Source organism: Mycobacterium sp. H4Y, assembly GCF_000364405.1.
Taxonomy (GTDB): Bacteria; Actinomycetota; Actinomycetes; order Mycobacteriales; family Mycobacteriaceae; genus Mycobacterium; species Mycobacterium intracellulare.
The window spans coordinates 1273470-1299920 of the sequence record NZ_AKIG01000002.1 but is presented as its reverse complement, the minus strand read 5'-3'; the positions used below and the strand labels follow the sequence as shown (position 1 = coordinate 1299920).

Here is a 26451-nt window from a genome sequence, read left to right as displayed (position 1 = left end):
CTATCGGTGTCCACCTAGACGTCTGCTGGTGCTACTGGCATGACACACCGCTAGCTGGGCACGGCTTCGATGACGCAGAGCGGGCCTGCCGTCTGCACCACGCGCTGCAGTCGGAAGCCGCCCTGCCGGAGTAGGTCGGTCCACTGCGTGAGGCTGCGCTCCAGTGCGCCCGCCATTACGAGCATCTCCATATCGGCGTAGTGGCCCAGGAATTCGCGGTCGTGATCGGGGACGACCATCTCCAGCAGCAGCAGCGTCGCGCCCGGAGGGGCCGCGGCTTTGATGGTGCCCAGGATCGCGATGGCCGTGTCATCGGGCCAGTCGTGGATGACGTTCTTCATCACATAGGCGTCAGCGGCCGGCACGCTTTCGAAGAACGACCCGCCCGTCACAGTGACTCGGTCGGCGACACCGTGCGCGGTCAACACCGGTTGCGCCCCCTCGACTGCCTCGGGGAGGTCGAACAGCACGCCGCGGGCATCGGGGGCGGCGGTGAGAATCGACGACAGTAACCGGCCGTGGCCGCCACCGATGTCGGCGATGACACCGAATTGGGTGAAGTCGTAGGCGGCGACCACCGCCGCCTCCAGCACCGACGACGTGGAGGTCATGGCGCTGTTGAAGATCTCCGCGAACTCCGGGTCGTCGCGGAGATAGTCGAAGAAGTCCTTACCGAACACTTTTGAGGGGTTCGGCTCTCCGGTGCGCACCGCGTCGGCCAGCCGCGTCCAGTTCGCCCGGTGCTGCGGCGAGCCGAATAGCAGGGCGGCCCCACGCGTCGAGACCGGCGAATCGGTGCGCAACGTGTCGGCCAGCGCGTTCAGTGCGAAACGGCCGTCGCGGCGCCTGCGAAACACGCCGCGGCTGATCAGCAACCGCATCAGCCGCGCCACGCTGTCCGGGTCGGCCCCGATGCGCCCCGCCAGTTCCTCCTTGGTCAGCGGGCCCGCGGCCAGCGCGTCGGCGATACCCAGCTGCGCGGATGCCGAGATGGCCTGCGACAGAAAGGCTCCGAAGATGAGATCGATGACCGCGATCGGCGGAGGCGCCAGTCGCTGGTGTAGCCGCCCCACGTGATGACGGACTCGTTCGACCGCGCGAGCCACCCGGGCGGGCGGCAGTTTCGGGGTCGATGTCGGTGACTTAGGCGGCATCGTTCTCCATTACCCGGTGATGACAGGACTCGACAAGTATCACTTCTTGCTCTCGAGCGCCCCCCGCCGCCTCATATCGGGTGGCTTGCCGTCGATTTCGAAGGTGTCGGGTCAGCGGGCTTCCGCGGTCTGAAGCCGTTGCAGGATCCGGTCCCGGACCGCCGAGCGGCGGGCCTTGCCGGCGTCGTCACGCAACGGGGTGTCGACGAATTCAATGAAGTCGGGGCCGGGTGGAACCTTGTACGCCGCCAGGTGTTCGCGCAGGAAAGCCTGCACGCCAACGGAATCCAGGGTGGAGCCGTCGGCCGTGTGCACCAGGGCGTAGGGCACCTGGCCCAGGTCCCCGTGCGGAACTCCGACGACCAGACACGACAACACCTCCGGGTGCGCCGACAGCGCGTTCTCGATCTCGGCGGGGTAGACGTTGCGGCCGCCGACGGTGAACATGTCGACGCGGCGGTCCGACAGGTACAGGAAGCCGTCGTCGTCGAAATACCCGAGGTCGCCCAGCGAGTCCCAGCCGTCGCGGCTTTTCGCCGTGGCGCCGACGTAGCGGTAGGTGGGCGCGCTGTCGGGCCCGGGCCGCATGTAGATCTCGCCGACCACACCGGGCGGGCACGGGTTGCCGTCGTCGTCGAGCACCTTCATCTCGCCGGCGACGACCACGCCCACCGAACCCCGGTGCGCCAGCCACTGGTCGCCGGAGATGAAGGTCAGCGCCTGTAATTCGGTGCCGCCGTAGAGTTCCCACACTTTCTCCGGGCCCAGCAGGTCGATCCACGCCTGCTTGATGGCCGGCGGGCACGGCGCCCCCAGGTGCCAGAACCGCCGCAGCGAGGACAGGTCGTAGGAGCCGGGGTCGGCGTGATAGACCGGCAGCGTCCGCTGCATGATCGTCGGCACCGTCGTCAGGAACGTGACGCGATGATCGGTGATCAGCCGGAGGAACTGAACCGGATCGAACCGGCTCATCAGCACCAGGTGATGGCGCATCAGCAGGGCGATGGTGGCCGTGGTGAAGCCCGTGTTGTGGCTCAGCGGCACCGGCACCAGCGTGGTGTCGCCCTCCTGGGCGCCCAGCGGGTAGCCGATCAGCGGCGGTATCCGGCTGTCGCCGCCGGATTCGATCAGCTTGGGCCGCCCGGTGCTGCCGCCGGATCCCATCGCCTTCCACACCGGCGACACCGCCTCGGGCAGCGCGCCGTCCGGCAGCGCCGGATTGGGCACGAAACCCGCTGGCACACAGGGGAATTCGACATGATCACGCCCCACCAACAAGGCCGGTGGCCGCAATTCGAGCAGGCCCGCCAACTCCGCGTCGGGCAGCCGAGCCGACAGCGGCTGGGGCACCGCGCCCAGCTTCCAGCAGGCCACGGCGGCCTGGATCCACTCGATCGAGTTCGGCAGCACCATGGTCACGTAGTCGCCGACACCCACGCCCCGCTCGGCGTAGGCCCGGGCCAATCGATTCGTCGAGCGGTCGAGCTCGGCCCGGGTCAGGGTCACCCCGTCACAGGTGACGGCCGGCTCGTCGGGGGCGAGTTGGGCTAGCTGCGAAATCTGGGTGCCGATCGGCGGGACCGGCTCACTCATAGCCACCCTGACGCTCGAAGATGCGGCGCGGATTGTCGACCAGCATGGTGTGCAGCTGCTCGTCGGTGACGCCGCGCTCCTTGAGCGCGGGGATGACGTCGTTGTGGATGTGCAGGTAATGCCAGTTCGGGGCCATCTGCGGCACCAGCTCTTCGGGGAGCGCGTCGAAGTAGCAGTTGGCGTCGTGGGAGAGCACCATCCTGTCGGCGTGCCCACGCTCGCACATCTCCGCCACGATCCGCACCCGCTCCTCGAACGGCGAGATCACGTCGAGGCCGAACCGATCCATGCCGAGGTAGGAGCCGGCGGAGATCAACTCCTCGAGGTAGCCGATGTCGGTGCTGTCGCCGGAATGGCCGATCACCACCCGGGTCAGGTCGACGCCCTCCTCCTCGAAGATGCGTTGCTGCTCGAGGCCGCGTCGCAGTCCGGCGTGGGTGTGCGTGGAGATCGGCACCCCGGTGCGTTTGTGCGCCTGGGCGACGGCGCGCAGCACCCGCTCGACGCCGGGGGTGATGCCGGGCTCGTCGGTGGCGCACTTGAGGATTCCGGCCTTGATGCCGGTGTCGGCGATGCCCTGCTCGATGTCGCGGACGAACATCTCGGTCATGATCTCCGGGCCGCCCAGCAGCCCGCCGGGGCCCTCGTAGTGGAACCGGAACGGCACGTCGTTGTAGGTGTAAAGCCCGGTCGCCACAACGATATTCAGCTCGGTGGCCGCCGCGACGCGGGCGATGCGCGGGATGTAGCGGCCCAGGCCGATCACCGTGAGGTCGACGATGGTGTCCACGCCGCGGGCCTTGAGCTCGTTGAGCCGGTCGATGGCGTCGGCCACCCGCCGTTCTTCGTCGCCCCAGGCTTCGGGATAGTTCTCGGCGATCTCGGTGGTCATGATGAACACGTGCTCATGCATGAGCGTGACGCCCAGTGCGGCGGTGTCGATGGACCCGCGGGCGGTATTGAGTTCTGACACGCCACTGATGCTAGGTCGACGGGCACGTGACGAACAGGGTCGTTTTGTTCCGGTGCGCCCCGACGGCCGCGCCGTTGCAGTACCGTCACCCTCGTCTGCGTCGAGAACCGCTGGGAGTCCCGCCATGTTGCTCAATCCCAATCACCTGCAACGCCAGTACCCGGACCGCCGCTCCGCGGAGATCATGGCCTCGACGGTGGACTTCTTCGAGTCCCGGGGCAAGGCGCGGTTGAAGTCCGACGACCACGAACGGGTCTGGTACTCCGAGTTTTTGGACCACATCGGCCGCGAGCGCATCTTCGCGTCGCTGCTGACGCCCTCGGACTACGGGGTCGACGATTGCCGCTGGGACACCTACCGGATCAGCGCGTTCGCCGAGATCGTCGGCTTCTACGGGCTCAACTACTGGTACCCCTTCCAGGTCACCGCCCTGGGCCTGGGCCCGATCTGGATGAGCGCCAACGCCGACGCCAAGCGCAAGGCCGCCGGGTTGCTCGAGGCCGGCGAGGTGTTCGCGTTCGGCCTGTCGGAGCGGACGCACGGTGCCGACGTCTACCAGACCGACATGAACCTGGCGCCCTCCGACGGGGGCTGGGTCGCCAATGGGGAGAAGTACTACATCGGCAACGCCAACGTCGCCCGGATGGTCTCCACCTTCGGCAAGTTCGCCGGCACCAACGAGTACGTGTTCTTCGCCGCCGACTCCCAGCACGAGCGCTACGACCTGATCAAGAACGTGGTGAACTCGCAGAATTACGTCGCCAACTACGCGCTGCGCGACTACCCGGTGACCGAGGCCGACATCCTGCACCGCGGCACGGAGGCCTTCCACGCCGCGCTCAACACCGTCAACGTCTGCAAGTACAACCTCGGCTGGGGCGCGGTCGGCATGTGTACCCACGCGATGTACGAGGCGGTCACCCACGCGTCCAACCGCATCCTGTACGGGACCGTCGTCACCGACTTCACGCATGTGCGGCGACTGCTCACCGACGCGTATGCGCGGCTGGTCGCGATGCGGATGGTCGCCACGCGCGCCTGCGACTACATGCGCAGCGCGTCGGGCACCGACCGCCGCTACCTGCTGTACAGCCCGCTCACCAAGGCCAAGATCACCAGCGAGGGCGAGCGCGTCATCACCGCGCTGTGGGACGTCATCGCCGCCAAGGGCGTGGAGAAGGACACCATCTTCGAGGCGATGACCCGGGAGATCGGCCTGCTGCCCCGGCTGGAGGGCACCGTCCACATCAACATCGGGCTGCTGGGCAAGTTCATGCCCAACTTCCTGTTCGCGCCCAGCACCGAATTGCCGGTGCTTCCGCGCCGCGACGACGCGGCCGACGACTCGTTCCTGTTCGACCAGGGCCCGACGGGCGGCCTGGGCAAGGTGCGCTTCCACGACTGGCGCGCGCCGTTCGAGAGCTTCGGCCACCTGCCCAACGTCGCGCTGCTGCGCTCGCAGGTCGACGTGCTCGCCGAGATGCTGGCCAGCGCCACTCCGGATGCCGCGCAGCAGAAGGACATCGACTTCGCGTTCGCCGTCGGTCAACTGTTCGCCACGGTGCCCTACGCCCAGCTCATCTTGGAGGAGGCCGGGCTCTCGGGCTCCGACAAGAGCATCGACGAGGGATTGCTCGACGAGATCTTCGCCGTGCTGGTCCGCGACTTCAACGCCTACGCCGTGGAGCTGAGCGACAAGCCCGCGACGACGGACGCCCAGGCACGCTACGCGATGCGGATGATCCGCCGCCCGGTCCACGACCCGTCGCGGTACGCGCAGATCTGGAAGGAGCACGTCCTTCCGCTCAGCGGCGCCTACCAGATGCGCCCCTAGGTTCGTTGCGCCCCTGAAGTTCGCTCGCCGAGCGCCCGGCCGGCCGGGCGTTGGGATTCGAGCGCCCGGGCCGCCGGGCACTCGGCGGGGCGGCTGGACCCGAGACCCGACACCCGAGACCCGACACCCCTTGACTGTGACGCAGGTCACCGTAGTATGACCAGTGGTCATCGAAGCGAGGAGCCAGCATTGCCGACGGTCACCTGGGCGCGCGTCGACCCCGCTCGTCGCGCCGCGATCATCGAAGCCGCGGAGGCGGAATTCGGGGCGCACGGCTTCTCCCGCGGCAGCCTCAACGTCATCGCGCGCCGCGCGGGCGTCGCCAAGGGCAGCCTGTTCCAGTACTTCGCCGACAAGCGCGACCTGTACGCGTTCATCGCCGACATCGCCAGCCAGCGGGTGCGGGCCTACATGGAGGGGCGCATCCGCGAACTCGACCCGAGCCGGCCCTTCTTCGAGTTCCTGACCGACTGGCTTGACGCCTGGGTGGCCTACTTTGCCGACCACCCGCACGAGCGCGCGCTGCACGCCGCGGCGACCCTCGAAGTCGACACCGAGGCCCGCGTCAGCGTGCAGAACGTCATCCACCGCCACTACCTGGAAGTGATGCGCCCGCTGGTCCGCGACGCGCACGTGCGCGGCGACCTGCGCGCCGAGTCGGACACCGACGCGCTGTTGTCGTTGCTGCTGTTGATCTTTCCGCACCTGGCGCTGGCGCCCTACATGCGCGGGCTGGACCCGGTCCTCGGGCTCGACGAGCCCACCCCCGAGCAGCCGGCGCTGGCCGTGCGCAGGCTCGTCGGCGTGCTGGCCGCGGCGTTCTCGGAGGACTCCTCCGTCAATTCAGCCCCCCAACGATCTGAGGAGGTCTCATGAATCGAACCCGAATCGCCTCGATGGCCGAGGGCGGCCTCAACTGGGACAGCTTGCCGCTCAAGCTGTTTGCGGGCGGCAACGCGAAATTCTGGAATCCGGCCGACATCGACTTTTCCCGCGACCGGGAGGACTGGGAGCGCCTCACCGACGACGAACGCAGCTATGCGACGCGGTTGTGCGCCGAGTTCATCGCCGGCGAGGAATCGGTGACCCAGGACATCCAGCCGTTCATGGCCGCGATGCGGGCCGAAGGCCGGCTGGGTGACGAGATGTACCTGACGCAGTTCGCCTTCGAGGAAGCCAAGCACGTCCAGGTGTTCCGCATGTGGCTCGACGCCGTGGGCATCACCGAGGACCTGCACTACTTCCTCGACGACGTCCCGACCTACCGCACCATCTTCTACGAGGAACTGCCGGAGTGTCTGAACGCGCTGACGCTCGATCCGTCGCCGGCCGCCCAGGTGCGGGCGTCGGTGACCTACAACCACATGGTCGAGGGCATGCTGGCGCTGACCGGCTACTTCGGCTGGCACAAGATCTGCGTGGAGCGCGGCATCCTGCCCGGCATGCAGGAGCTGGTCCGGCGGATCGGCGACGACGAGCGCCGCCACATGGCGTGGGGCACCTTCACGTGCCGTCGCCACGTGGCCGCCGACGACGCCAACTGGGGCGTCTTCGAAACGCGCATGAACGAACTCATGCCGCTCGGGCTGCGGCTGATCGAGGAGGGCTTCGCCCTCTACGACCCGATGCCCTTCGGCCTGTCGGTCGACGAGTTCATGGCCTACGCCTCCGACAAGGGGATGCGGCGGTTCGGCACCATCTCCAGCGCCCGCGGCCGGCCGCTCGGCGAGATCGACCTGGACTACTCGCCGCTGCAGCTCGAGGACACGTTCGCCGACGAGGACGAAAAGGCGCTGGCGGGCGCGTCGGCCTAGCAGCTCACTCGACCTTGTCGTCGCCCGACGAGGAGCCGCTTTCGGATTCGCCGACCCAGACGGTCTTGGCGTTGACGAACGCGCGGATGCCCAGGCCCGCGAGTTCGCGTCCGTAGCCGGACCGTTTGACGCCGCCGAACCCCAGCTCGGGGTAGGACACCGTCATCCCGTTGATGAAGACCTGGCCGGCCTCGATGTCGTCGATGAAGCGCTGCTGCTCGGCCTCGTCGTTGGTCCAGGCGTTGGACCCCAGGCCGAACGTGGTGGCGTTCGCGATCTCGATGGCCTCGTCGATGTCTTTGGCGCGGTACATCGACGCGACGGGGCCGAACACCTCTTCGGTGTAGAGGCCCATGTCCTTGGTGATGTCGGTGACCACCGTCGGTGGGTAGAACCAGCCCGGCCCGTCGATGGGCTTGCCGCCGAGGCGGATGGTGGCGCCCGCGGCGGCGGCGTCGTCGACCTGCTTGGCGATCTCGTCGCGGCCGGACTCGGTGGCCAGCGGGCCCACGTCGGTGTCGGGGTCGGTCGGGTCGCCGACGGTGAGCGCGGCCATGCGCTCGGTGAACTTGTCGACGAACGCGTCGTAGATGTCGGTGTGGACGATGAACCGCTTTGCGGCGATGCAGGATTGGCCGTTGTTCTGCACCCGGGCGGTGACCGCGGTCTTGGCGGCCTCGTCCAGGTCCGCCGAGGGCATCACGATGAACGGGTCGCTGCCGCCGAGCTCGAGCACCGTCGGTTTGATCTCGTCGCCGGCGATGGCCGCCACCGACTGGCCGGCCGGCTCGCTACCGGTCAGGGTGGCCGCCGCGACGCGCGGGTCGCGCAGGATGCGCTCGACGGCGCTGGAGGAGACCAGCAGGGTCTGGAAGCAGCCCTCGGGGAAGCCCCCGCGGGTGATGACGTCGGAAAGATACAGCGCGCTCTGGGGGACGTTCGAGGCGTGCTTGAGGATCCCGACGTTGCCGGCCATCAGCGCCGGGGCGGCGAACCGCACGGCCTGCCACAGCGGGAAGTTCCACGGCATCACCGCCAGCACGACGCCGAGCGGTTGATAGCGGATGTAGGCCTTCTTCGCGCCCACCGCCTTGGCGTCGGCCGGCTCGTCGGCGAGCAGCTGCTCGGCGTGCTCGGCGTAGTAGCGAAAACCCTTGGCGCACTTCAACACCTCGGCCTTGGCCGATTTCAGGGTCTTGCCCATCTCCAGCGTCATCATGGCGGCGACGTCGTCGGCCTCCGCTTCCAGCAGGTCGGCGGTGGCGTTTGCCCACCCCGCGCGCTGGGCAAACGTGGTGTTGTGGCGGTAGTCGAGGAAGCGTTCGTAGGCACGGGCGATCGCGGCATCGACTTCTTGATCGGTGGCCGGGGTGAAGGTTTTCACTGTCTCGCCGGTAGCCGGGTTAATGGTGGCGATGGGCACCTGGCCCTCCTTCATCGGATGAGTAGCTGAAAAGTCCAACACCCACCCTGCCACTATCGTTCCTTCAAGGGAGGTGCCGGATGAGCAGAGCCGCCGAGTTGATCGTCAAGTGCCTGGAAAACGAGGGTGTTTCCGTCGTGTTCGGGGTGCCCGGCGAGGAGAACATCCGATTCGTGCAGGCGCTGGCGGCGTCGCCCATCCGCTACGTGCTCACCCGGCACGAACAGGCCGCGTCCTTCATGGCCGAGATGTACGGCCGGGTCACCGGCCGGGCGGCGGTGGTGTCGGCCACCCTGGGGCCCGGCGCGATCAACATGCAGCTCGGCGTCGCCGACGCCACCACCAACAGCACCCCGCTGGTCGCCATCTCCGCGCAGGTGGGCCACGACCGGGAATTCAAGGAGTCGCACCAATACGTCGACCTGGTGTCGATGTTCGCCCCGATCACCCGGTGGGCGGCCGGCATCCCGACCCCGCGCGCCATCCCGGAGATGGTGCGCAAGGCGTTCAAGCTCGCCGAGTCCGAACGCCCGGCCGCGGTCTATCTCGCGGTGCCCGAGCACATAGATGCAGATGCCGCCGACTATTCCGACCTGGGGCCGTTGCCGCGCAACGTCGTGCGCCCCGACGCTCCGGCGCCCCGCCAGGTGGAACGCGCCGTCGCAATCCTGCGCAACGCCAAGCGCCCGGTGGTGCTGGCCGGGCACGGCGCCGCGCGCGCCGACGCCACCAAAGCCCTGGTGCGCTTCTCCGACGAGTTCGGCATCCAGGTGGCCAACACCTTCCACGGCAAGGGCGTCATGCCCGACGACCACCGCAACAGCATCGGCACGCTGGGCTTCATGCGGCACGACTACGTCAACTTCGGGTTCGACAACGCCGACGTCGTCATCGCCGTCGGCTACGAGTTGCAGGAATTCGACCCGGTCCGCATCAACCCCCAGGCCGATAAGAAGATCATCCACATTCACCGGTTCCCCGCCGAGGTCGACGCGCACTACTCGGTCGACGTGGGGATCATCGGGGACATCAGCGATTCGCTGAACGCCCTCACCGACGCGCTGTCCGGTCACAGCTTCAGCCACGCCGCCGACGTGCCCGGGTCGGGCCTGCTCGCCGAGGAATTCGCCCGGGGGCAACAGGATTCGCGCTACCCGCTGGCGCCGGCGCGGGTGGTCGCCGACACCCGCGCGGCGCTGGGCCGCAGCGACGTCGTCCTGGTCGACACCGGCGCCACCAAGATGTGGATGGCCCGGCTCTACCCGACGTACGAAAAGAACACCTGCCTGATCTCAAACGGCCTGTCCACCATGAGCTTCGCCCTTCCCGGGGCGCTCGGCGTCAAGCTGGCGCAGCCGGAGTCCAAGGTGCTGGCCGTCGTCGGCGACGGCGCGTTCCTGATGAACTCGCAGGAGATCGAGACCGCCGTGCGCGAGCGGATACCGCTGGTCGTGCTGATCTGGGAGGACGGCGGGTACGGCCTCATCGAATGGAAGATGGATCTCGAACTCGGGGCGCACTACTACGTGAAATTCAACAACCCGGACGTGGTGACGTACGCGGAAAGCTTCGGCGCCAAGGGATATCGGATCACTCATGCCGACGAACTGCTCCCGACGCTGCGCGCCGCGCTCGACGACGAGGGCGTCTCGTTGATCAGCTGCCCGGTCGACTACTCGGAGAACCTGCGGCTGACCGACCGGCTCGGCGAGCTGGACGAAACGCTGTGATTCGGGAATCCATTGCCGATGACCGAGCGTGATCGCGACGAATCGGGCCGGCCGCGCAGCGCCCGACCCCGCGACGCCCTGGGCCGGCCCCTGCCGCCGGGCAGCGAAGGCGTTCCACGCATTCCGGACGACCTGGCGCTGGCGCCGGTCGAGACGCTGGCATACGCCCAGGATCTGCTGGACCGAGGCCTCGCCTTCAACGCCCATGAGGTGCTCGAGGCCGCCTGGAAGAACGGACCGGCCGACGAGCAGGCCCTGTGGCAAGGCCTGACGCAGCTCGCGGTGGGGATCACCCACGCGCAGCGTGGCAACGTCAAGGGTGCGACCACGCTGCTCAGCCGTGCCCGCGCCCATCTGGCGCAGCAGGATCGGCCGGCGCCGCACGCCGTTGATGCGGCCGGGCTGGTGGACTTCGCCGATGCGCTGATCGACGCCCTCGCCGCCGGGGCGGATATCACCGCATCGCGGCTACGGCCCCGCCTGACGGCCTGAAATGGCCGGCTCGCCAACGGGATCGGCGCGTCCCGTTACCCGTCTTGTTGATTCTCCAACAGCGTGACCCGGCGAAGTTCCACAACGAACCACAAGGTTGCGGCGACGGTGGCGAGTAGCGCGATGATCGCCACCGTGCTGAGCCATTCGTAATGCTGGTAGGCGGCGACGGCCAAGCTGGCGATGATGCCGCACAATGCGACCCCCAGCAGAATGAACCCGGGCCAAAAGAAGTTGTCCTTCATCGTGAGACCGGCGCGTGGGTGTGCCGTCCGATGACGATCGGTCGGGTCGTGATGTGTGTCTCCCATGGTTCCCTCTCGTCGGTCAATTCCGCAGTGACTCGGCAACTTTGGGGAAGCCGATATCACGGGGAACGTAGACGTCGAACAGCAGGATCGCGCCGATCGTCGTCACGAGCCAGACCATGACCGTCGCGGCGAGCCACGATGCGCCGCCGTAGATGCTGAGTCCGTGCGTCGACACCGAAGCCAGGCTCATCGCGCCGATGGTCAGGGTCAGGCCGGTGCAGCCCAGCAGCAGCGACGCGTATCCATGGGGCAATTTCAAGATCTTCACCGACAGGGTCGTCTGCGTTACCGAGAAGAACACCACGGCAACGATGAGGCCCGATGCCGTCAGCACAACGTGGGGAACGGTCCTCGCCGCCAGCGCCAGCCCGATGGTCCAGGTGGCCGACCGCGCGGCGGTCCGGAGCACAAAGTGCTTCACGACACCGGGCGCTTTACCACGGCGATATCGCATCGTGGTCGGCGATGCGCGCGGGTAGCCTGATCGTCGAACCGATGGATGTGGGCGGCGCTGGTTGGCAAGGTGACCATGGCGGCTCCTGAAAACTAACAGATAAGTAATTAAACTTTAGAAATTATTCGCTGTAACGTCAAGACTTTTGTGATTTAGAAGTGGGCGCGATGGACCAACTGCAACGCGATGCCGCCGGAATCGGCGCCCTCGCCGACCCCGTGCGCTACGAGCTGTATCAGTTTGTGTGTTCGCAGCCCGGACCGGTGAGCCGCGATCAGGCGGCCGAAGTGGTGGGAATCGCCCGGCACCAGGCGAAGTTTCATCTCGACCGGCTGACGGCCGAAGGCCTGCTGGAATGTGACTACGCCCGGTTGACCGGCCGGACCGGCCCGGGAGCGGGGCGCACCTCGAAGCTGTACCGACGTGTCCGTCGCGACATCGCCGTGAGTTTGCCGCAACGTCAGTACGAGTTGGCCGGGCGGCTGATGGGCCGGGCCATCGTCCAATCCCAGCAGAGCGGCGCGCCCGTCGTAGAGGTGTTGCACCGCAACGCCCACGACTACGGCCGGAGCATCGCGGAGAGCGCGCTGAGCGCGGCCCGCCGGCGGCCGGCCGACGCGCGTGCGGCGCTGAAACTGGTGGCCAGCTTGTTGCGGGAGTATGGCTATGAACCGGGTCACGACGACGACGGCGTGTATCTGGTCAACTGCCCGTTCCATGCGCTGGCTCAGGAACAGACCGAATTGGCCTGCGGCATGAACCACGCGCTGATCAACGGGATGGTGGACGCGATGACCCCGCGTTGCCTGGATGCCCGGCTGCAGCCGACGCCGGGCCGGTGCTGTGTGGTGGTCGCGGCAAGCGCTGACTAGCTCACGGCGCTGCCGCGTGCCAAACCCGTTGCCTCAGTGTGTTATTCAGGCACCGCCGGCGTCCGCCGGGTACGTCACCCGCCCGCGCTCGTCGACGACGGGTGTGGCGCCCCATTGTCCGAGTCGATGCTCACGCGGCGCGGATCCGCTGATGAGGTGCCATACCGTCCAGCCCTGGGCGACAAGGCTGTTCGCGATCAATTGCCGATGGCATCGCCACGGCACGGGCTCACCGCACATGATCGCCACGCGGTGGGAGCGGGCGAGCGTGATCAGTTCCGCCAGGCCGCGCTGGTATTCGTCGGTGAGGGTGTAATCGGCGTAATTCTTGAAGCTGGCGTTCTGCCAGCCCGCGTTGATGGTGGGGTCGACGCTTTGCCGGCCGCGTCGTCCCCCGAGCGCGGGAAGGTGGAGGTAGCCGATGCCGGCGTCGCCGAGCCAGCGCGCCATCTCCGCACTGCCGAACTGGGGATTGCGTCGCGAGCCGGGCTGGGCGCGCACGTCGACGAGCAGGTCGATGCGGGCCTGATCGAGGGGTTCCAGGAAGGTGGGCACCGGGCATGTCCAATGCCCGATCGTCCAGATCTCGCCGTCGTCGCTCATGGTGGTGTCGCGGCGTGTCCTAGTCGATCTTCTCCAGGGCGTCGCCCTTGTGCATCGCGATGTGGTCGGTTTTGTCGCTTCTGATCTCGTATTGCGGGTCGTCTTTCGTGCAGTGCCGTTTGTGGCCCTTGTACTCGGTGTCGCGGGTGTGCTTCTTGACCACGATGCCGCTGACGTGACCGGCTTCCGAATTCCATCGGACGTGGTCCCCGACCTCGAACTGTTTGGCCACCGTGCGCCTCCTTCGCGTGCGTTGTGGTTCGCTGCGTGGGTTCCCCCACCACTGCGACGAGTAACCGTGCGCGTGGTCGAATGGGCGCATGCTGTTTCGTCAGCTGGAGTACTTCGTCGCGCTCGCGCAAGAGCGCCACTTCGCGCGCGCCGCGCGGGCGTGCTACGTGTCGCAGCCCGCGCTGTCGGAGGCCATCCGCAAGCTCGAATCCGAACTCAACGTCCCGCTGGTGCGGCGGGGGCAGCGGTTCGAAGGCCTCACCCCCGAAGGCGAGCGGCTGGTGCCCTGGGCGCGGCGCATCCTGGCCGACCGCGACTCGCTCAAACGGGAGGTCACCGCGCTGCAGGCCGGGCTGACCGGCGAGTTGCGGCTGGGGGTGGTCCCGGCCGCATCGACCACCGTTGCGCTGCTTACGGATCCGTTCTGTGCCGCGCATCCCCTGGTGCGGGTCCGGCTCGAGGTCAATCTGCGATCGGCCGGCATCGTCGAACGCGTCCGCAAGTTCGAATTGGACGCCGGCATCCTCTATCCGGACCAACAGGACACGGCCGACCTGCTGGTCACCCCGCTCTACCACGAACAACCGGTGCTCATCGCCGCCGCCGAGCTGCTGGGCGGCGAGTCGGACACCATCGCGTGGTCGGATGCCGTGCAGCTGCCGCTGTGCCTGCTCACCCAGGGCATGCGCGGGCGCCGGGTCATCGACGACGCGTTGGCCACCCACGGCCTCGAGGTGACACCGCAGCTGGAAACCGACTCCGTGGCAGCGTTGTTCGCGCACGTGCGCACCGGCCGGTGGGCGAGCATCGTGCCCCAACCGTGGATCCACACCCTGGGCATCCCCGCCGGGGCCAGCGTGCTGCGACTGCGCCGGCCCTCGGTCACCGCGCTGATCGCGTTGGTCACCAACCGGGCCGAGCCGGGTTCGTTGCTGGCGCGGGCGTTGCGGCGGACCGCGCGCGAGGCCCGCATCGGCGCCACGCTCTCCGAGCGGTCCTAGCCCCCGTCTCCACTGATCGGCGTCGCCTATCAGCCAGTCGGAATCGCGTCTTGGACAGCCCGTGGCCGCGCCGTGAGACTGGGGTTGATCGCCAGTTAAGGAGAATTCAATGGCCAAGTGTGTGATGGTGCTTTATCCCGACCCCGTCGACGGATACCCGCCGGCCTACGCGCGCGACAGCATCCCGACGATCCACGGATATCCCGACGGCAGCACCGTGCCGACTCCGTCAACGATCGATTTCACGCCCGGTGAGTTGCTTGGCTGCGTGTCGGGCGCCCTCGGGCTGCGCAAGTTTTTCGAAGACGCGGGCCACGAACTGGTGGTGACGTCGGACAAGGACGGACCCGACTCGGAGTTCGAACGCGCGTTGCCCGACGCCGAAATCGTGATCTCGCAACCGTTTTGGCCGGCCTACCTGACCAAGGAGCGCATCGCCAAGGCGCCCAAGCTCAAGCTGGCCCTGACCGCCGGCATCGGCTCGGACCACGTGGATCTGGATGCGGCCAAGGAGCGCGGGATCACCGTGGCCGAAGTGACCTACAGCAACAGCATCAGCGTCGCCGAGCACGCGGTGATGCAGATCCTGGCACTGGTCCGCAATTTCGTCCCGTCCCACCGGTGGGCCGTCGAGGGCGGCTGGAACATCGCCGACTGCGTCGAGCGCGCTTACGACCTCGAGGGCATGGACGTGGGTGTGATCGCCGCCGGACGGATCGGGCGTGCGGTGCTGCGCCGGTTGGCGCCGTTCGACGTCAACCTGCACTACACCGACACCCGCCGGTTGGCACCGGAGGTCGAAAAGGAACTGAACGTGACGTTCCATCCCACGGTGCAGGAGCTGGTGCGGGCGGTCGACGTGGTCTCGATCCACTCGCCGCTGTACGCGGACACCCGCGCGATGTTCGACGAGAAGCTGATCTCGACGATGCGGCGTGGCTCCTACATCGTCAACACCGCCCGCGCCGAGGAGACCGTCCCGGAAGCGATCGCCGACGCGCTGCGCAGCGGGCAACTCGGCGGTTACGCCGGCGACGTGTGGTACCCGCAGCCCCCGCCGGTCGCCCATCCGTGGCGGACGATGCCGAATAACGCGATGACGCCGCATGTTTCGGGGACGACCCTGTCGGCGCAGGCGCGCTACGCGGCCGGCACCCGGGAGATCCTGGAAAGCTGGTTGGCCGGCACGCCGATCCGTCCGGAGTACCTGATCGTCGAGGGCGGCAGGCTCGCGGGCACCGGGGCGCTGTCCTACCAGAAGTAGTCGCGGGCATCGGCCAGTTGGCGCTCAGCCCCCGCCTTTGCCCTTGCTCTCTTCGAGTTGTCCGGGGCAGTAGGCCTTCGCCGATATCGTGGCGAATTGGGCGGCGCCGTGGGTGGTCAGGGCGGGGTTGTTGTCGCGTATGTCGGTGAGGAGTTGCAGGCCGGATACGCCGCGAGTGATCATGCCGCACACCGACTTTCCCGCGGCGACGGCCTGGCCGGGGTCCTTGAAGCTGATCCCGACGGTGTGGAGGTCGGACAGGAAGGATCCGTTGTTGTCGTCGGCGGGTGCCTCGTCCTCGCCCGGCGTGGCGTGTGCGGGTGCCGCGAGCGTGATGCCCAGCGATACGGTGAGAAGCGCGAGCAGCCGTGTCATGGAGCCTCCTTCGGTGTGGTTATCCCAGCTGGGATTCGGGGTGTGCGGCGGCGGGCGTCGGTTCGTCGTTGACGTGCACGGCGTGCACTCCGGGTGTGGTTCTGAGTTGGGCGACCAGGTCGTCGAGGCCGGACTCGTCGACGTTCCAGTGCTGCACCTGGTCGGGCATTTCTTGTAGTTGGGCGATGATGCGGTCGAGTTTGACCGGTTGGGTGCGGCGCTGGCCGGCGATCGCGCGGGTCTGGATCCCGGTGGTGGTGTTGATGACGCGGGCGGCGGGGCCGCCGAGTGCGCCGCCGGCCAGGCTGCCCAGGGTGGCGTCGTTGACCAGCTCGGCCGGGAAACCCGCCGCGGCGGCCGCGGCCGCGCTGGTGGCCGGCAGTGCGGTGGAGGCCAGCCGGATGGCGGGGGCGGCGGTGGCCCAGCTCGAGGGCACCGACAGCTTTCCCACGGTCGGCGCGGTGCCCAGCACCGCCGATACGGGACGCACCGGGACGCCGGCGCCAAGGCCTCCGGGGGAGGCCAGACCCGCGCCCAGCGAAGCTTTGGGCAAGCCGGCGCTCCAGGGGGCATAGACGAAGGCCCCCTTCCATTCCGAGACGCCCAGGCCGCCACTGGCGCCGACGACGTTGGTCCAGGTGGCCTGCCCGCCGACGCCCTTGACGCTGGAGAACAGCGCCTCCCACAGCGGCGCGACCTCCTTACTGCCGGTCATGCCCTCGATCAGCTTCTGCCACGATTGGGTGTATCCCGTGGTAAGCGAGTTGATGTAGTCCTGCAGCTGTTGCGTCCACGAGGACGACGAGCTCGACGCCGCGGCGGCCGTGGTGCTCGCCTGAGCCGCCGACCCGGTGTCCTTGCTGACAGCGGGCGCCTGCTCGAACGGCGCCAGCTCCCCGGCGGACTGGGAGGCGGCGGCGTAGCCGAACATCGCGGTGACGTCTTGGGACCACATCTGGGCGTATTCGGCTTCGGTGGCCGCGATCGCCGCGCCGTTTTGCCCCAACAGGTTGGTCGCCTGCAGCGCTGCCAGCTGGGTGCGGTTGGCGGCGATCAGCGCGGGCGGGACGACGGAGGCCAGCGCGGCCTCATAGGCGGCAGCCGCGGCTTGGGCTTGGGCGGCAGTCTGCTCAGCGAGGCCCGCCGTGGTCGAGATCCAGTTCACGTACGGTGCCGCGGCGGACGCCATGGAGTCCGACGACGGGCCCTGCCAGTCCTCGCCGATGAGTTCGGAGATCGCCGCGCCGTACGAGGATGCGGTGGAATGCAATTCGGCGGCCAGCGCCTGCCATGCGGCGGCCGCGGACAGCATGGGCGCCGCGCCGGGGCCGGCGTAGAGCTGGATGGAGATGACCTCTGGTGGGAGCGCTGCGAAATCGGTGAAAACCATGGCGGTGCCTTTCCTTATTTCGGGTTCGGCGGGATCACGATGACCGTGGAGGTGGTGGCGATGTCATCAACGGCCACCGCCCCGGGCACCCGGACCGCCGGCCCGGCCACCGCGCGGGTGGCGCTGCCCCCGACGGCGCGTCCGGCCAGGCTCGACAAGGCGGTGGGGCCGAACAGGCCCTGGCCGGGGTTCATCGTCATCGCGGGTGCGGCGTCCAGCATCGTCTCGGGCAGCTCGGCGGCCAGGGTCCTGATCGCGGGCGCGGCCGAGGCCCAGTTCGCGGGAACCGACAACGATCCGACCACACCGGCACGACCCACCGCCGCCGACACCGTTCCCGCACTCGGTGCCTGAAAGGAGGTGGCGCCGGTCAGCAGATCGCTGTGCAGCAACGGGGCCAGAACCCCATGGAGACCCTTGGGATGCAGTGTGGGGTCGACACTTTGAACGTTGCCGCCCATCGCCTTGGTGTTGAGCGCAAGCTGATAAAAACCCTTCCCCGCGTCTGCGACCCCGAGCGGCGAGTAGGGCCCGGTCAGGGTGCTGAGGAAGCTGTTGAAACTTTTCAGGCCTCCCGTGGCTTCCCCGAGACCGAGCGAGATTCCCGGCGACGTCGTCGCCGCGGTTTGTGCCGCGGCCGGGGCCTGCGAGAGCGCCTGGGAGACCGCGGTTTCCACATTGGAGCTCGCCGAGGACTGAGTCGCGGCGGCGACCGCGGTGGTCTGGTTGGTTTCCGCGCTGCCGTCGGTGGTCGTCGGCGGCGTGGTGAACGGTGCCAGTTGAGTCGCGGCCGCCGAGGAACCCGCATAGCCATACATCGCGGCCGCGTCTTGGGCCCACATCTCGGCGTACTGGGCCTCGGTGGCCGCGATGGCCGGGGTGTTTTGGCCCAGGATGTTGGTCGCGACCAGTGTCGCCAACAACGCCCGGTTGGCCGCGATCACCGGCGGCGGCACCGTGGCCGCGAAGACGGCCTCGTACGCGCCCGCCGCCGCCTTCGCCTGACTTGCCGACTGCTCGGCCTGCGCGGCGCTGCCGATCAGCCACGCGACGTACGGCGCGGCCGCGGCCGCCATCGACGTCGACGAGGGGCCATTCCACGCGGTTCTCAGCTCTGCGACGACGGACCCGTAAGACGCTGCCGTGGCGCGTAATTCGGACGCTAATCCGTCCCAGGCGGCCGCGGCGGCCAACAACGGGGCCGGCCCGGGGCCTGAGTAGATCCTGCCGGAGTTGATCTCCGGCGGTAACGCTCCGAATTCCATTTGTTTCCTCCGCCTCCGGCCGCGAACACCACGGACCCCGCGCTCGTCCTTGCCGATAAGGTTGGTCTTCAACAACATTGAGCAACTTCGGTCGGCACCCGCCAGTGGATGCCAGTTGCTTGAAATGTTCGGGTGCTCAGAAGACTAGCCAGCTCTGCCCGAAGAGCTCGTGGCAAATGCAGGCCGACGCCGGGGGAACACCGCGTTCGAATGGCAAGGCCTGCAACGCAGCGGTTTGATTGGCAAGGCGCCGATAGCCCCGTCTACCTCGGGCGAATTCGTACACGTCCCAGAGTGAAAACACGATCAACACCCGGCAAACATGAGCGTGCCAGGGGGTTTCCTCAATAAAAATCTCACCATCCAAAATTCGCTGCCCCGCACCGGGCGCGGTCATCCGCGTGCGCTTGACCAGAGTCCACTGGCAACACGACGTCGCCGTCGCGGCCCGGAATCACCGGCGCAGCGACGACCGCGAATGTTGTTTCGCTCCACAGCCTCCGGTGCCTGAGCCGGCCGCCCCGGCGGCGTCAACCGATGCGAACACCACTACGTCGGCCTTGCCGCGCCCACTATCGCGGGGCGGTCTGGCCTCGTCATCAGAAGTCCCACCTCATGCGGGTCAGTGAGTTTCGGCGGCGGTGGCGGCAAAGCGACGATCCACCCAGTTGCCGAAGCGCGGTGCGGACTTGATCTGGCCCGCCGCCGCCAGTAGGTCGGTGAGGCGCTGTTCGGCGTCAATCACGGTGTCGTCGAGGGGGATCGGCTGTCGCAGAGTGCGCCCCTGCGCGACGGCGGCGACGGCGGGGTCGATGCCGGCGGACCCGGCGTACTGAGCGGCCCACTCCTGCGGGTGCTCGCGCGCCCAGACCGCGGCTCGGGTGTATCGCGCCAGCAGATCCGCCAGGGCGGTGTTCCGTTTGGCGTCGGCCAGCGTTTGGTCGGAGGCGATCCCGAACGAGTACTTGTACTTGCGTGTGACCAGGCCCCGCACCGGGAGTTGCTGTTCGGCCTGCGCGGTATAGGGATCCCACACGGCCCACGCGTCGACCTGGCCATTGCGGAATCCCGACAGGGCGTCGGCCGGTTGCAGGAACACCAGGTGGACGTCGTCGGGTTTGAGTCCGGCCTTGTCGAGCTGATCAAGCACATTGGCGTGCGCCGAACTGCCCTTGGCCAGCGCGATGGTTTTGCCTCGCAGGTCGGTGACGGAGTGAATAGGCGAATCGGCGTGAACCAGAATCTGATCACCGGGGCCCCCACCGTCGAATGCGGACACCACCTTGATGCGGGCGTTGGCGACCGCGCCGAAAATCGGTGGGGTGTCACCGGTGATGGCGAAATCGATCTTGCCGGCGGCGGCGGCCTCGACCATCGGTGGTCCCGAGGTGAAGGTGGAGAATTCGATCCGGTACGGAAGGTTCTGCAGCTCGCCGGCGGCCCTCAGCATGGCTTCGGTGCCAACGCTCTTTTGATCGCCGACCTTGAGAGTCAGGTCGGCCAGCTGTGACAGCGGAACTCGGTCCGGCACCGCGCCGGGGCCGGCGGCCTGTTGGCGGGAGACGCACGCCGGCAGCAGCAGAGCGATGGCAGCCAGCAGTAGCGCGGTATGGCGTCGTGTCGACATCGAGCTCCTCAGATCAGGACACCGAGCTGGCTGAGCACGTCGGTGCGGTACCCGGGACGGGGCCGGTTGGCACGGGATTCGCGCAGGCAAGGCTGCGGCGCTGTGGAAGGCGAGGCTATGGCAGATCGGTTGGGCGGACAACGGTTTGAATTTCCGTGAACGCAACCGCGCCTAGAGGGGGTTCACGCGGCCTTGCGTCGCGTCCTGGCCGATACGACCGGTGACGCCGAGATTGGCCTCAATTGGTGGTGGTAGGTGTCGACAACGTCATGGGCGGCGCATAGCCACCCACCAGGGCGCGATGCCACCACGCCCGGTCGCGGCGCAGCTCGGCCGGGGTGGTGAAGCGGTACTGGTACAGCTGGGCGCGCACAAACCGCGGTGGCGCATCCGGGAACGGGTTGTGGCGCAACAGACGCAGGGTCGGCCGGTCGTTGCGCAGCAGCCGCTGCAGGAACGGCCGCAGCCAGGGCTGCGCGTAGCCCGGCGAGATCGCGGCGAACCACATCAGCCAGTCCAGGCGCAGATGATAGGGGGCCCACTGTCGCGGCAGCCGGCGCGGCCCACCCGGCTTGCCTTTGAATTCATATTCCCGCCAGACGGTCTGGTCGCTGAGCTGGTCATCGTCGGTGCCCTCGATCACCACCTCCCGACGGATCCGCCCGATGCTGCCGAAGGCCCCGTAGGTGTTCACCAAGTGAAATGAGTTGAACGACATGTTCATTCGCTGGCGCGACGACAACATGTTCCGTATCGGCCAGTAGCTCATGAACAGCACCGCCGCCGACACCGCGGCAACCAGGACCGCAAACCACGCGGGCGCCGCCGGGCCGTCGTGCGCCGGGACCAGCCCCCCGGGAAGCAGCGACGCGACCGACGCGTCGTCGATGGCGCTGCACGCCAACAGAATCGTCACCCAGTTCAGCCAGGCGAAGTTGCCCGACGCGACCAGCCACAGCTGCGTGATGACGATGATCGCCGCGGCCACGCTGGCCACCGGCTGCGGCGCGAACAGTCCGAACGGCACGATCAGCTGCGCGAAATGGTTGCCCGCCACCTCGACCCGGTGCAGCGGTTTGGGTAGGTGGTGGAAGAACCAGCTCAGCGGCCCGGGCATGGGCTGCGTCTCATGGTGGTAGTACAGACACGTCAGGTCGCGCCAGCACGGATCGCCGCGCATCTTGATCAGCCCCGCACCGAATTCGACTCGGAACAACAGCAATCGGACCATCCACAACGTCAGCACCGGGGGCGCCACGTCTTCGTTGCCGAGAAAGATCATCAAAAACCCGGTCTCGAGAAGCAACGACTCCCAACCGAACGAGTACCAGGTCTGCCCGACGTTCACGATCGAGAGATAGAGCACCCACAGCACGAGCCACATCGCCATCGCGGCCCACAGCGGCGCCGCGTCGGCCGCGCCGGCGGCGACGGCCGCCGACAGTGCCGCGCCGAACCAGGCGACCGCCGCGAACAGCCGATCGGAGTAGCGCAGATGAAAGATGCTCGGCGTGCGCCAAAACGACTGCGCCGCCACAAACCGCGGAATGGGCAGCATCCCGTGTTCGCCGATGAGTGCGCGGAATTGCGCGGCCGCCGCGACGAACGCCAGCAGATAGATCGCCGCGGCGCCGCGCTCGAGGACCAGTCTGCCCACCCAGTATTCGGGCGCGGAAAACCAGGTCATGGCGCTCACTCCCCGATCGGCGGCTGTCGCACCGACCGCATATCCAGTCAATCAGCCGATAAACGGGGGTAGCCACTACGCGCCAAAACTATTCGGCACTATTCGTCGCCGGACCGGCGCTCCCGGTCGGGCATGACGATCACCGAGGCGGTCAGCACCGCGAGCGAAACCAGCGCCAGCAGTTGGACGTTCGCCGAATGACCCGCGTAGCCGTCCGCCGAGCGCCAGGGCTGGCGCGACAACGCCGCCCCCGCCACAATCAGCCCGCCGGCGCTGCCCACCAGGGCGAGGCGTTCCCAGCGCCGGGCGCGCAGCGCGTAGCGCAACCCCAGGGCGGCGCCCATCACGACGACGCCGCCGGCGCCGGCGATCAGCGCCCCGGCGGCCAGCGCCGGGACCGCCGCCCATGCCCCGGGCCGCCATGGTTGCGTGGGGGCGCCCGCGTCGCGGGTTCGGGTGCGCCAGAACGCCAGCAGCGCCAGCAGCGGCAACAAGGCCAGTCCCACCACCAGTCCCGCGCGGTAGAGCGGGTTGGAGGCGAACGTCAGCGTGATGGTGCCGGGGTCGCCCGCGGGGACCACCCACCCCTGCTGCCAGCCGTTGACGGCGATCGGCGTCAGCCGGGCCCCGCTGCCGGTGCGCGCCACCCAGCCGGGGTTGATGCTTTCCGGGATGACCATCACCCGGGGGGTGGCCGACGGGGGAGCCTGGACCTCGCGCCGGGCCGGTCCCCATGCCCGCCAGGACGAAAGACGTTCGGCCCGCGCGCTTTCGGGGGCCCGCGAGGTCGACAGTTGGGCCCCGTCGACGACGAACTGCGCCCCCGGGCTGATCAGCAGCTCCTGGTCGCCGGCGGGCAGCGCGATCGGATCGCGGTCGCACGGCACCGCAGCCAGGGGCTGATCGTCAAGTATCGCCCCGACGGTGGTGTGGATCGCGGTGTGCACGAACCGGCCCGCGACCGCGATGACCGGGCCGCGATCGCACCCGAGGAAGATCTCCCGGCCGCGGTTGCGGGCGGCGTCGGCGGGCGCGATCGCGTTGCCGTCGGCGCCGAGCGCGGCCACCTCGGCCAGCCCGGGCGGCTTGAGCTGGTCGAAGCCCAACGCGTTGCGGTCGATGACGTCGTCCCAGTCCAGCAGGCTGAGCGTCACCGTGTCGGTCACCCGGGGCTTCAGCGCGAGCGTCTGCGCCCCGCCTGAATCGGCCTTGACCGCCGCCACTTGCGGGCCGTCACCGAGGTTGACGGCCACCATCGTCGGACGCACGGGCAGCGCCGCCCGGCTGGGCACCAGCCGCAACCCGGTGACCTCGGTGGGTCGAGGCAGCCTCAGCGTCAGCGTCGGCGGGGTCTTGTGCTGCACCACCCGCTGCGGCGCCGTCCAGGCGGTGGCCGGGTCGCCGTCGGTGCCCGCGTAGGCCGAGCCCAGCACATCGACCGCATCCGAATCACCCTGGGCAACAGTCGCATCGGGCTCGGCGATCAGGGCGGCCAGCTTCGGGCCCTGCCGGGGCCGCACCCACACCGTCGGGGTCACCGACACCGGCGCCGGCACGGTCAACGTCCGGCTGAAGTTGACCGGCTCCTCCGGGGTGAGCGCCATCGACGGCGCGCAGCGCACGGTGTCGGGCGCCGGGGCGCAGCCGGGCCTGCCGAGCAGTTCCGAGCCCAGGTCCCACCCTGCGATCGGGGCGCCGGGGGGCGGCCCGGGCACCCGCACGGTGTGCCGCAGGTCGACCTGGTGGGCGAACCCGGACGCGTCGTACTGGGTGATCGTCAGGTCGGTGATGCCGAATTGCACGCCGGCGGACCCGTCATCGGTGCCCGCGGCGGTGATCCGGACCCACGGCGTTTCACCGTAGGGGAGCGCCGCGGCGAGCGGCTTGCCCGGCTCGTCGAACCGCAGCGTGGTGCTGCCGGTGGCGGTTTCGATCAGGATGCGGCGGACCTGGGCGCCGACGGCGGTTGCACTGGGGGTCAACGTGATTGCCGCATTCGTCACGGGGTGGTCGAAATCGATCCGCATCCACTGGCCGACGGCGGCCTGCAGCGAGTTGGACACCCAGGCGGTCGCGGAGTCCCCGTCGATCGCGGCGGCCGGGGAGGTCGCCGGGGCGACGTCGGGCATGGCGGTGGAATCCGACGACGAGCTCGACACGGTGATCCGCCCGCCGGTCCACGCGCCGGCCACCGGCTCCGCGCCCGGGACGGGATAGTCCGGCACCCGGTTGTAGGTGTGCCGCGCGTCGCCGGGGGCCCGGATCGCCGACGAATGTTGGTCCACCCGACCGTAATCCGTCTCCCGGGTCACCGGGGTGTCGGTGACGGTCACGCCGCCTCCCGGCGGCAGCGGCAGCCCGGCGGCGCCCGCGTCGGCGGTCAGCAGCGCCGGGCCGAGCGGCGGCTGGCCCAGCAGCCGCCGCCGTTCGTCCAGGCGCAGCAACGCTTCCGGGCCGCCGTCGACGCGGGCCAGCCGGTCGGCGTCGACGAGGTAGGGCGCGGCGGGGTCACTGACGTCACCGCGGCCGGTGACCCGGTAGATCTCGACCGCCGGGTAGCGCGGCCGCAACCCGCTGTCGGCGACGAAGCCGGCCAGCGTTCCGGGGCCCACCGGGGCGCCGAACTGCGCCACCTTCCGCAGCCCCGGCGAGCCGTCCACGGCGCGGTGCACCAGGATCGGGCGCGCCGAGCGCGACGTGTCGGGATCCAGGTCGTTGCGCACCGCAAGGTAGGAAATACCTTGGCGCGCAAGGGTATCGGCCAATCCCGCCGAGGGCCGGCCGGCGGCGAACAGGCGCTGCACCGAATCCAGCGCCCGGATGGTCTGCGGCGGGGTCAGCGGGATCGAATCGCGCACCCCCCACGGGCTGCTGCCCAGCACCTGCAGCGGCTCGTCGTGGCTGGTGCCCCACACCTGCGTGGCGAACGGCGCCCCCGGCACGACGAGCACCCGCCCGGGTGTGGGGGCGCCCGTGTTGTGCTCGGTGAGCCAGTCGGCGGCCTCATGCCAATACGGCGGGATGGCGGTGAACGTCCCCGGCGGCGCCAGCCGACCGGTCCACGCCAGCGAGGTGCTGACCATCAGCGCCGTCAGGACCACCATCGCGGCCGCCACCCGCCTGTCGCGCTCCGGGTGGGCGAACGCGCGCAGCCACACCGGCGTCGGGGCGGCGCCCGGCAGCGGTATCCGGCCGAGCAGGTGGGCGATGCCCAGCGCCACCGGGATGCCGATCACCGACCCCAGCTTGTGCACGTTGCGCAACGGGGCGCCGCCGGCGTCCAGGAAGGCCTGCACCGCGTGCGCCACCGGAGAGCCCAGCCCGCCGCTGTAGCCGACGGCCATCAAGACCGCCCCGACCAACAGCATCGTGACCAGGCGGCCACGCGCCGGCATGGCGGCCGAGGCCAGCCCCGCCAGCCCGGCCGCGGCGACCAGGCAGGTGCCCAGGATGGCCGCCGATCCGGTCACCAGCGGGGCGCCCGCGGTGGCGTTGGGCGCCACGTACGGGGTCCAGCTGTCGGTCCCGCGCAACATCTCGGTCAGTGACGACCATTGCGTTGTCACACCGGAGGATTCGATGAAGTCCAGGAACGGCGGGCTGATGGCGCGCAGCATCACCAGCGCCACCACCCACCACAGCGTGGCCAGCAGCAGCGCCAGCAGCCACCACCCGGTGTAACGCCACCACCGCCGGTTCGGTCGGTGGCATGCCCACCAGATCACCGCGGGCAGGCAGCCGGCCAGTGTCGCGATGGCGTTGACCGCGCCCATCAGCGCGACGGCCAGGCCCGCCCGGGCGGCCAGCGCTCGCACGGACCGATCCGTCGACGCCCGCAACGCGAGGATCGTGGGCAGCAACACCCAGGGCGCCAGCATCATCGGCAAGGTTTCCGACGAGATCGATCCGAGGGTGGTCAGCACCCGCGGCGACAGCGCGAACGCGGCCGCGGCGATCACCCGCGACGCCGGGCTGCCGATCCGCAGCGCCTCGGCGACGCGCATCAGCCCCCAGAAGCCCGCCGTGAGCAGCAGCGCCCACCACAGCCGCTGCGTGATCCAGCCGGGCACGCCCAGCGCGTGACCGATCAGGAAAAAGGTGCCGTGCGGAAACAGGTAGCCGTAGGCCTGATTCTGCGCCTGCCCGAACGGCAGCTCGCTGTTCCACAGGTTGGTCGCGCGCGCCAAAAAACGCAGCGGGTTGGCGGTCAGGTCGAGCTTCGTGTCGGGGGAGATCCGCCCCGGCGACTGGGCGAACGTCAACGCCAGCGCGATCGCGCCGACCAACCACAACCAGCGGCGCGACACAGCCGACGAAGTGAGGGTCGTCTCCGCGGGCTCCGGCCGCGCTGCCCCTAC

General features: G+C 68.8%; 22 protein-coding genes. 8 read left to right on the top strand and 14 right to left on the bottom strand.

Going from position 1 to position 26451, the window contains the following annotated elements; all coding sequences use genetic code 11:
- Positions 1-50: 50 nt before the first annotated feature.
- From W7U_RS19970 to W7U_RS19960, 3 genes are all read right to left on the bottom strand, one after another.
- On the bottom strand, positions 51-1073 hold the full coding sequence (locus tag W7U_RS19970) for a methyltransferase (RefSeq protein WP_008261834.1): 1023 nt from the start codon (positions 1071-1073) through the stop codon (positions 51-53).
- Between the two features lie 192 nt (positions 1074-1265).
- Complete coding sequence (locus W7U_RS19965) at positions 1266-2747, bottom strand: AMP-binding protein (RefSeq protein ID WP_008261833.1); 1482 nt, start codon at positions 2745-2747, stop codon at positions 1266-1268.
- Complete coding sequence (locus tag W7U_RS19960) at positions 2740-3720, bottom strand: phosphotriesterase (RefSeq protein ID WP_008261832.1); 981 nt, start codon at positions 3718-3720, stop codon at positions 2740-2742. The genes W7U_RS19965 and W7U_RS19960 overlap by 8 nt, the downstream gene beginning before the upstream one ends.
- Positions 3721-3844: 124 nt before the next feature.
- Between W7U_RS19960 and W7U_RS19955 the strand changes: the two genes are divergently transcribed.
- The 3 genes from W7U_RS19955 (at position 3845) to W7U_RS19945 (ending at position 7368) form a co-directional block, all read left to right on the top strand.
- A complete protein-coding gene (locus W7U_RS19955; protein WP_008261831.1) occupies positions 3845-5554 on the top strand; it encodes an acyl-CoA dehydrogenase family protein in 1710 nt (569 codons plus the stop codon).
- Between the two features lie 189 nt (positions 5555-5743).
- Positions 5744-6430, top strand: coding sequence for a TetR/AcrR family transcriptional regulator (locus tag W7U_RS19950; protein ID WP_008261830.1), 687 nt, complete (start codon positions 5744-5746; stop codon positions 6428-6430).
- Positions 6427-7368, top strand: a complete 942-nt coding sequence (locus W7U_RS19945) for a R2-like ligand-binding oxidase (RefSeq protein WP_008261828.1) — start codon at positions 6427-6429, stop codon at positions 7366-7368. Before W7U_RS19950 ends, W7U_RS19945 begins: the two co-directional genes overlap by 4 nt.
- Before the next feature lie 4 nt (positions 7369-7372).
- Here W7U_RS19945 and W7U_RS19940 read toward each other — a convergent pair whose 3' ends face one another.
- Positions 7373-8791, bottom strand: a complete 1419-nt coding sequence (locus tag W7U_RS19940) for an NADP-dependent succinic semialdehyde dehydrogenase (protein ID WP_036429637.1) — start codon at positions 8789-8791, stop codon at positions 7373-7375.
- Between the two features lie 80 nt (positions 8792-8871).
- On the opposite strand from W7U_RS19940, the gene W7U_RS19935 reads away from it, so the two are divergent.
- Together W7U_RS19935 and W7U_RS19930 are read left to right on the top strand one after the other, a co-directional pair.
- The gene (locus W7U_RS19935) at positions 8872-10521 is read left to right on the top strand and encodes an acetolactate synthase large subunit (RefSeq protein ID WP_008261824.1); all 1650 of its coding nucleotides are present in this window, start codon (positions 8872-8874) and stop codon (positions 10519-10521) included.
- 18 nt (positions 10522-10539) lie between these two features.
- Positions 10540-11013: a DUF309 domain-containing protein gene (locus tag W7U_RS19930; RefSeq protein ID WP_008261822.1), complete on the top strand. Its 474-nt coding sequence runs from the start codon at positions 10540-10542 to the stop codon at positions 11011-11013.
- A gap of 35 nt (positions 11014-11048) precedes the next feature.
- On the opposite strand, the gene usfY is transcribed toward W7U_RS19930, so the two are convergent.
- Positions 11049-11324: a protein UsfY gene (gene usfY / locus W7U_RS19925; RefSeq protein ID WP_008261820.1), complete on the bottom strand. Its 276-nt coding sequence runs from the start codon at positions 11322-11324 to the stop codon at positions 11049-11051.
- Between the two features lie 16 nt (positions 11325-11340).
- Entirely contained in the window at positions 11341-11745 is a 405-nt protein-coding gene (locus W7U_RS19920) for a hypothetical protein (protein WP_008261818.1), read from the bottom strand.
- A gap of 200 nt (positions 11746-11945) precedes the next feature.
- Between W7U_RS19920 and W7U_RS19915 the strand changes: the two genes are divergently transcribed.
- Positions 11946-12650: a helix-turn-helix domain-containing protein gene (locus tag W7U_RS19915; protein ID WP_008261816.1), complete on the top strand. Its 705-nt coding sequence runs from the start codon at positions 11946-11948 to the stop codon at positions 12648-12650.
- Between the two features lie 45 nt (positions 12651-12695).
- Here the strand turns inward: W7U_RS19915 and W7U_RS19910 are convergent, their stop codons facing one another.
- Both W7U_RS19910 and W7U_RS19905 read right to left on the bottom strand, forming a co-directional pair.
- Positions 12696-13253 (bottom strand): DUF488 domain-containing protein, encoded by a 558-nt coding sequence (locus W7U_RS19910; RefSeq protein WP_008261815.1) that lies wholly within the window; start codon positions 13251-13253, stop codon positions 12696-12698.
- A gap of 19 nt (positions 13254-13272) precedes the next feature.
- The gene (locus W7U_RS19905; protein ID WP_008261813.1) at positions 13273-13485 is read right to left on the bottom strand and encodes a DUF2945 domain-containing protein; all 213 of its coding nucleotides are present in this window, start codon (positions 13483-13485) and stop codon (positions 13273-13275) included.
- Between the two features lie 88 nt (positions 13486-13573).
- Here W7U_RS19905 and W7U_RS19900 point away from each other — a divergent pair, with 88 nt between their 5' ends.
- Together W7U_RS19900 and W7U_RS19895 are read left to right on the top strand one after the other, a co-directional pair.
- On the top strand, positions 13574-14485 hold the full coding sequence (locus W7U_RS19900) for a LysR family transcriptional regulator (protein WP_008261812.1): 912 nt from the start codon (positions 13574-13576) through the stop codon (positions 14483-14485).
- A 109-nt stretch (positions 14486-14594) separates the two neighbouring features.
- Positions 14595-15749, top strand: coding sequence for an NAD-dependent formate dehydrogenase (locus W7U_RS19895; RefSeq protein WP_008261811.1), 1155 nt, complete (start codon positions 14595-14597; stop codon positions 15747-15749).
- A 24-nt stretch (positions 15750-15773) separates the two neighbouring features.
- Here W7U_RS19895 and W7U_RS19890 read toward each other — a convergent pair whose 3' ends face one another.
- The 6 genes from W7U_RS19890 to W7U_RS19865 all read right to left on the bottom strand — a co-directional run bounded on the left by W7U_RS19890 (position 15774) and on the right by W7U_RS19865 (position 26400).
- On the bottom strand, positions 15774-16124 hold the full coding sequence (locus W7U_RS19890) for a DUF732 domain-containing protein (RefSeq protein ID WP_008261810.1): 351 nt from the start codon (positions 16122-16124) through the stop codon (positions 15774-15776).
- 19 nt (positions 16125-16143) lie between these two features.
- Positions 16144-17514, bottom strand: a complete 1371-nt coding sequence (locus W7U_RS19885) for a PPE family protein (RefSeq protein ID WP_008261809.1) — start codon at positions 17512-17514, stop codon at positions 16144-16146.
- A 14-nt stretch (positions 17515-17528) separates the two neighbouring features.
- Complete coding sequence (locus W7U_RS19880) at positions 17529-18779, bottom strand: PPE family protein (RefSeq protein WP_008261808.1); 1251 nt, start codon at positions 18777-18779, stop codon at positions 17529-17531.
- A 622-nt stretch (positions 18780-19401) separates the two neighbouring features.
- Entirely contained in the window at positions 19402-20406 is a 1005-nt protein-coding gene (locus tag W7U_RS19875; protein WP_008261807.1) for an ABC transporter substrate-binding protein, read from the bottom strand.
- Positions 20407-20644: 238 nt separating this feature from the next.
- A complete protein-coding gene (locus W7U_RS19870) occupies positions 20645-22093 on the bottom strand; it encodes a lipase maturation factor family protein (RefSeq protein ID WP_008261794.1) in 1449 nt (482 codons plus the stop codon).
- 98 nt (positions 22094-22191) lie between these two features.
- On the bottom strand, positions 22192-26400 hold the full coding sequence (locus W7U_RS19865; protein ID WP_008261791.1) for an alpha-(1->3)-arabinofuranosyltransferase family protein: 4209 nt from the start codon (positions 26398-26400) through the stop codon (positions 22192-22194).
- Between the last annotated feature and the right edge of the window lie 51 nt (positions 26401-26451).

Excerpts from the sequence above, each read along its gene's own strand:
- usfY (WP_008261820.1), bottom strand. The coding sequence starts at position 11,324 with ATGGGAGACACACATCACGACCCGACCGATCGTCATCGGACGGCACAC.
- W7U_RS19900 (WP_008261812.1), top strand. The coding sequence starts at position 13,574 with ATGCTGTTTCGTCAGCTGGAGTACTTCGTCGCGCTCGCGCAAGAGCGC.
- W7U_RS19955 (WP_008261831.1), top strand. The coding sequence starts at position 3,845 with ATGTTGCTCAATCCCAATCACCTGCAACGCCAGTACCCGGACCGCCGC.
- W7U_RS19910 (WP_008261815.1), bottom strand. The coding sequence starts at position 13,253 with ATGAGCGACGACGGCGAGATCTGGACGATCGGGCATTGGACATGCCCG.
- W7U_RS19930 (WP_008261822.1), top strand. The coding sequence starts at position 10,540 with ATGACCGAGCGTGATCGCGACGAATCGGGCCGGCCGCGCAGCGCCCGA.
- W7U_RS19870 (WP_008261794.1), bottom strand. The coding sequence starts at position 22,093 with ATGACCTGGTTTTCCGCGCCCGAATACTGGGTGGGCAGACTGGTCCTC.
- W7U_RS19915 (WP_008261816.1), top strand. The coding sequence starts at position 11,946 with ATGGACCAACTGCAACGCGATGCCGCCGGAATCGGCGCCCTCGCCGAC.
- W7U_RS19895 (WP_008261811.1), top strand. The coding sequence starts at position 14,595 with ATGGCCAAGTGTGTGATGGTGCTTTATCCCGACCCCGTCGACGGATAC.
- W7U_RS19875 (WP_008261807.1), bottom strand. The coding sequence starts at position 20,406 with ATGTCGACACGACGCCATACCGCGCTACTGCTGGCTGCCATCGCTCTG.
- W7U_RS19890 (WP_008261810.1), bottom strand. The coding sequence starts at position 16,124 with ATGACACGGCTGCTCGCGCTTCTCACCGTATCGCTGGGCATCACGCTC.
- W7U_RS19885 (WP_008261809.1), bottom strand. The coding sequence starts at position 17,514 with ATGGTTTTCACCGATTTCGCAGCGCTCCCACCAGAGGTCATCTCCATC.
- W7U_RS19965 (WP_008261833.1), bottom strand. The coding sequence starts at position 2,747 with ATGAGTGAGCCGGTCCCGCCGATCGGCACCCAGATTTCGCAGCTAGCC.
- W7U_RS19880 (WP_008261808.1), bottom strand. The coding sequence starts at position 18,779 with ATGGAATTCGGAGCGTTACCGCCGGAGATCAACTCCGGCAGGATCTAC.
- W7U_RS19945 (WP_008261828.1), top strand. The coding sequence starts at position 6,427 with ATGAATCGAACCCGAATCGCCTCGATGGCCGAGGGCGGCCTCAACTGG.
- W7U_RS19935 (WP_008261824.1), top strand. The coding sequence starts at position 8,872 with ATGAGCAGAGCCGCCGAGTTGATCGTCAAGTGCCTGGAAAACGAGGGT.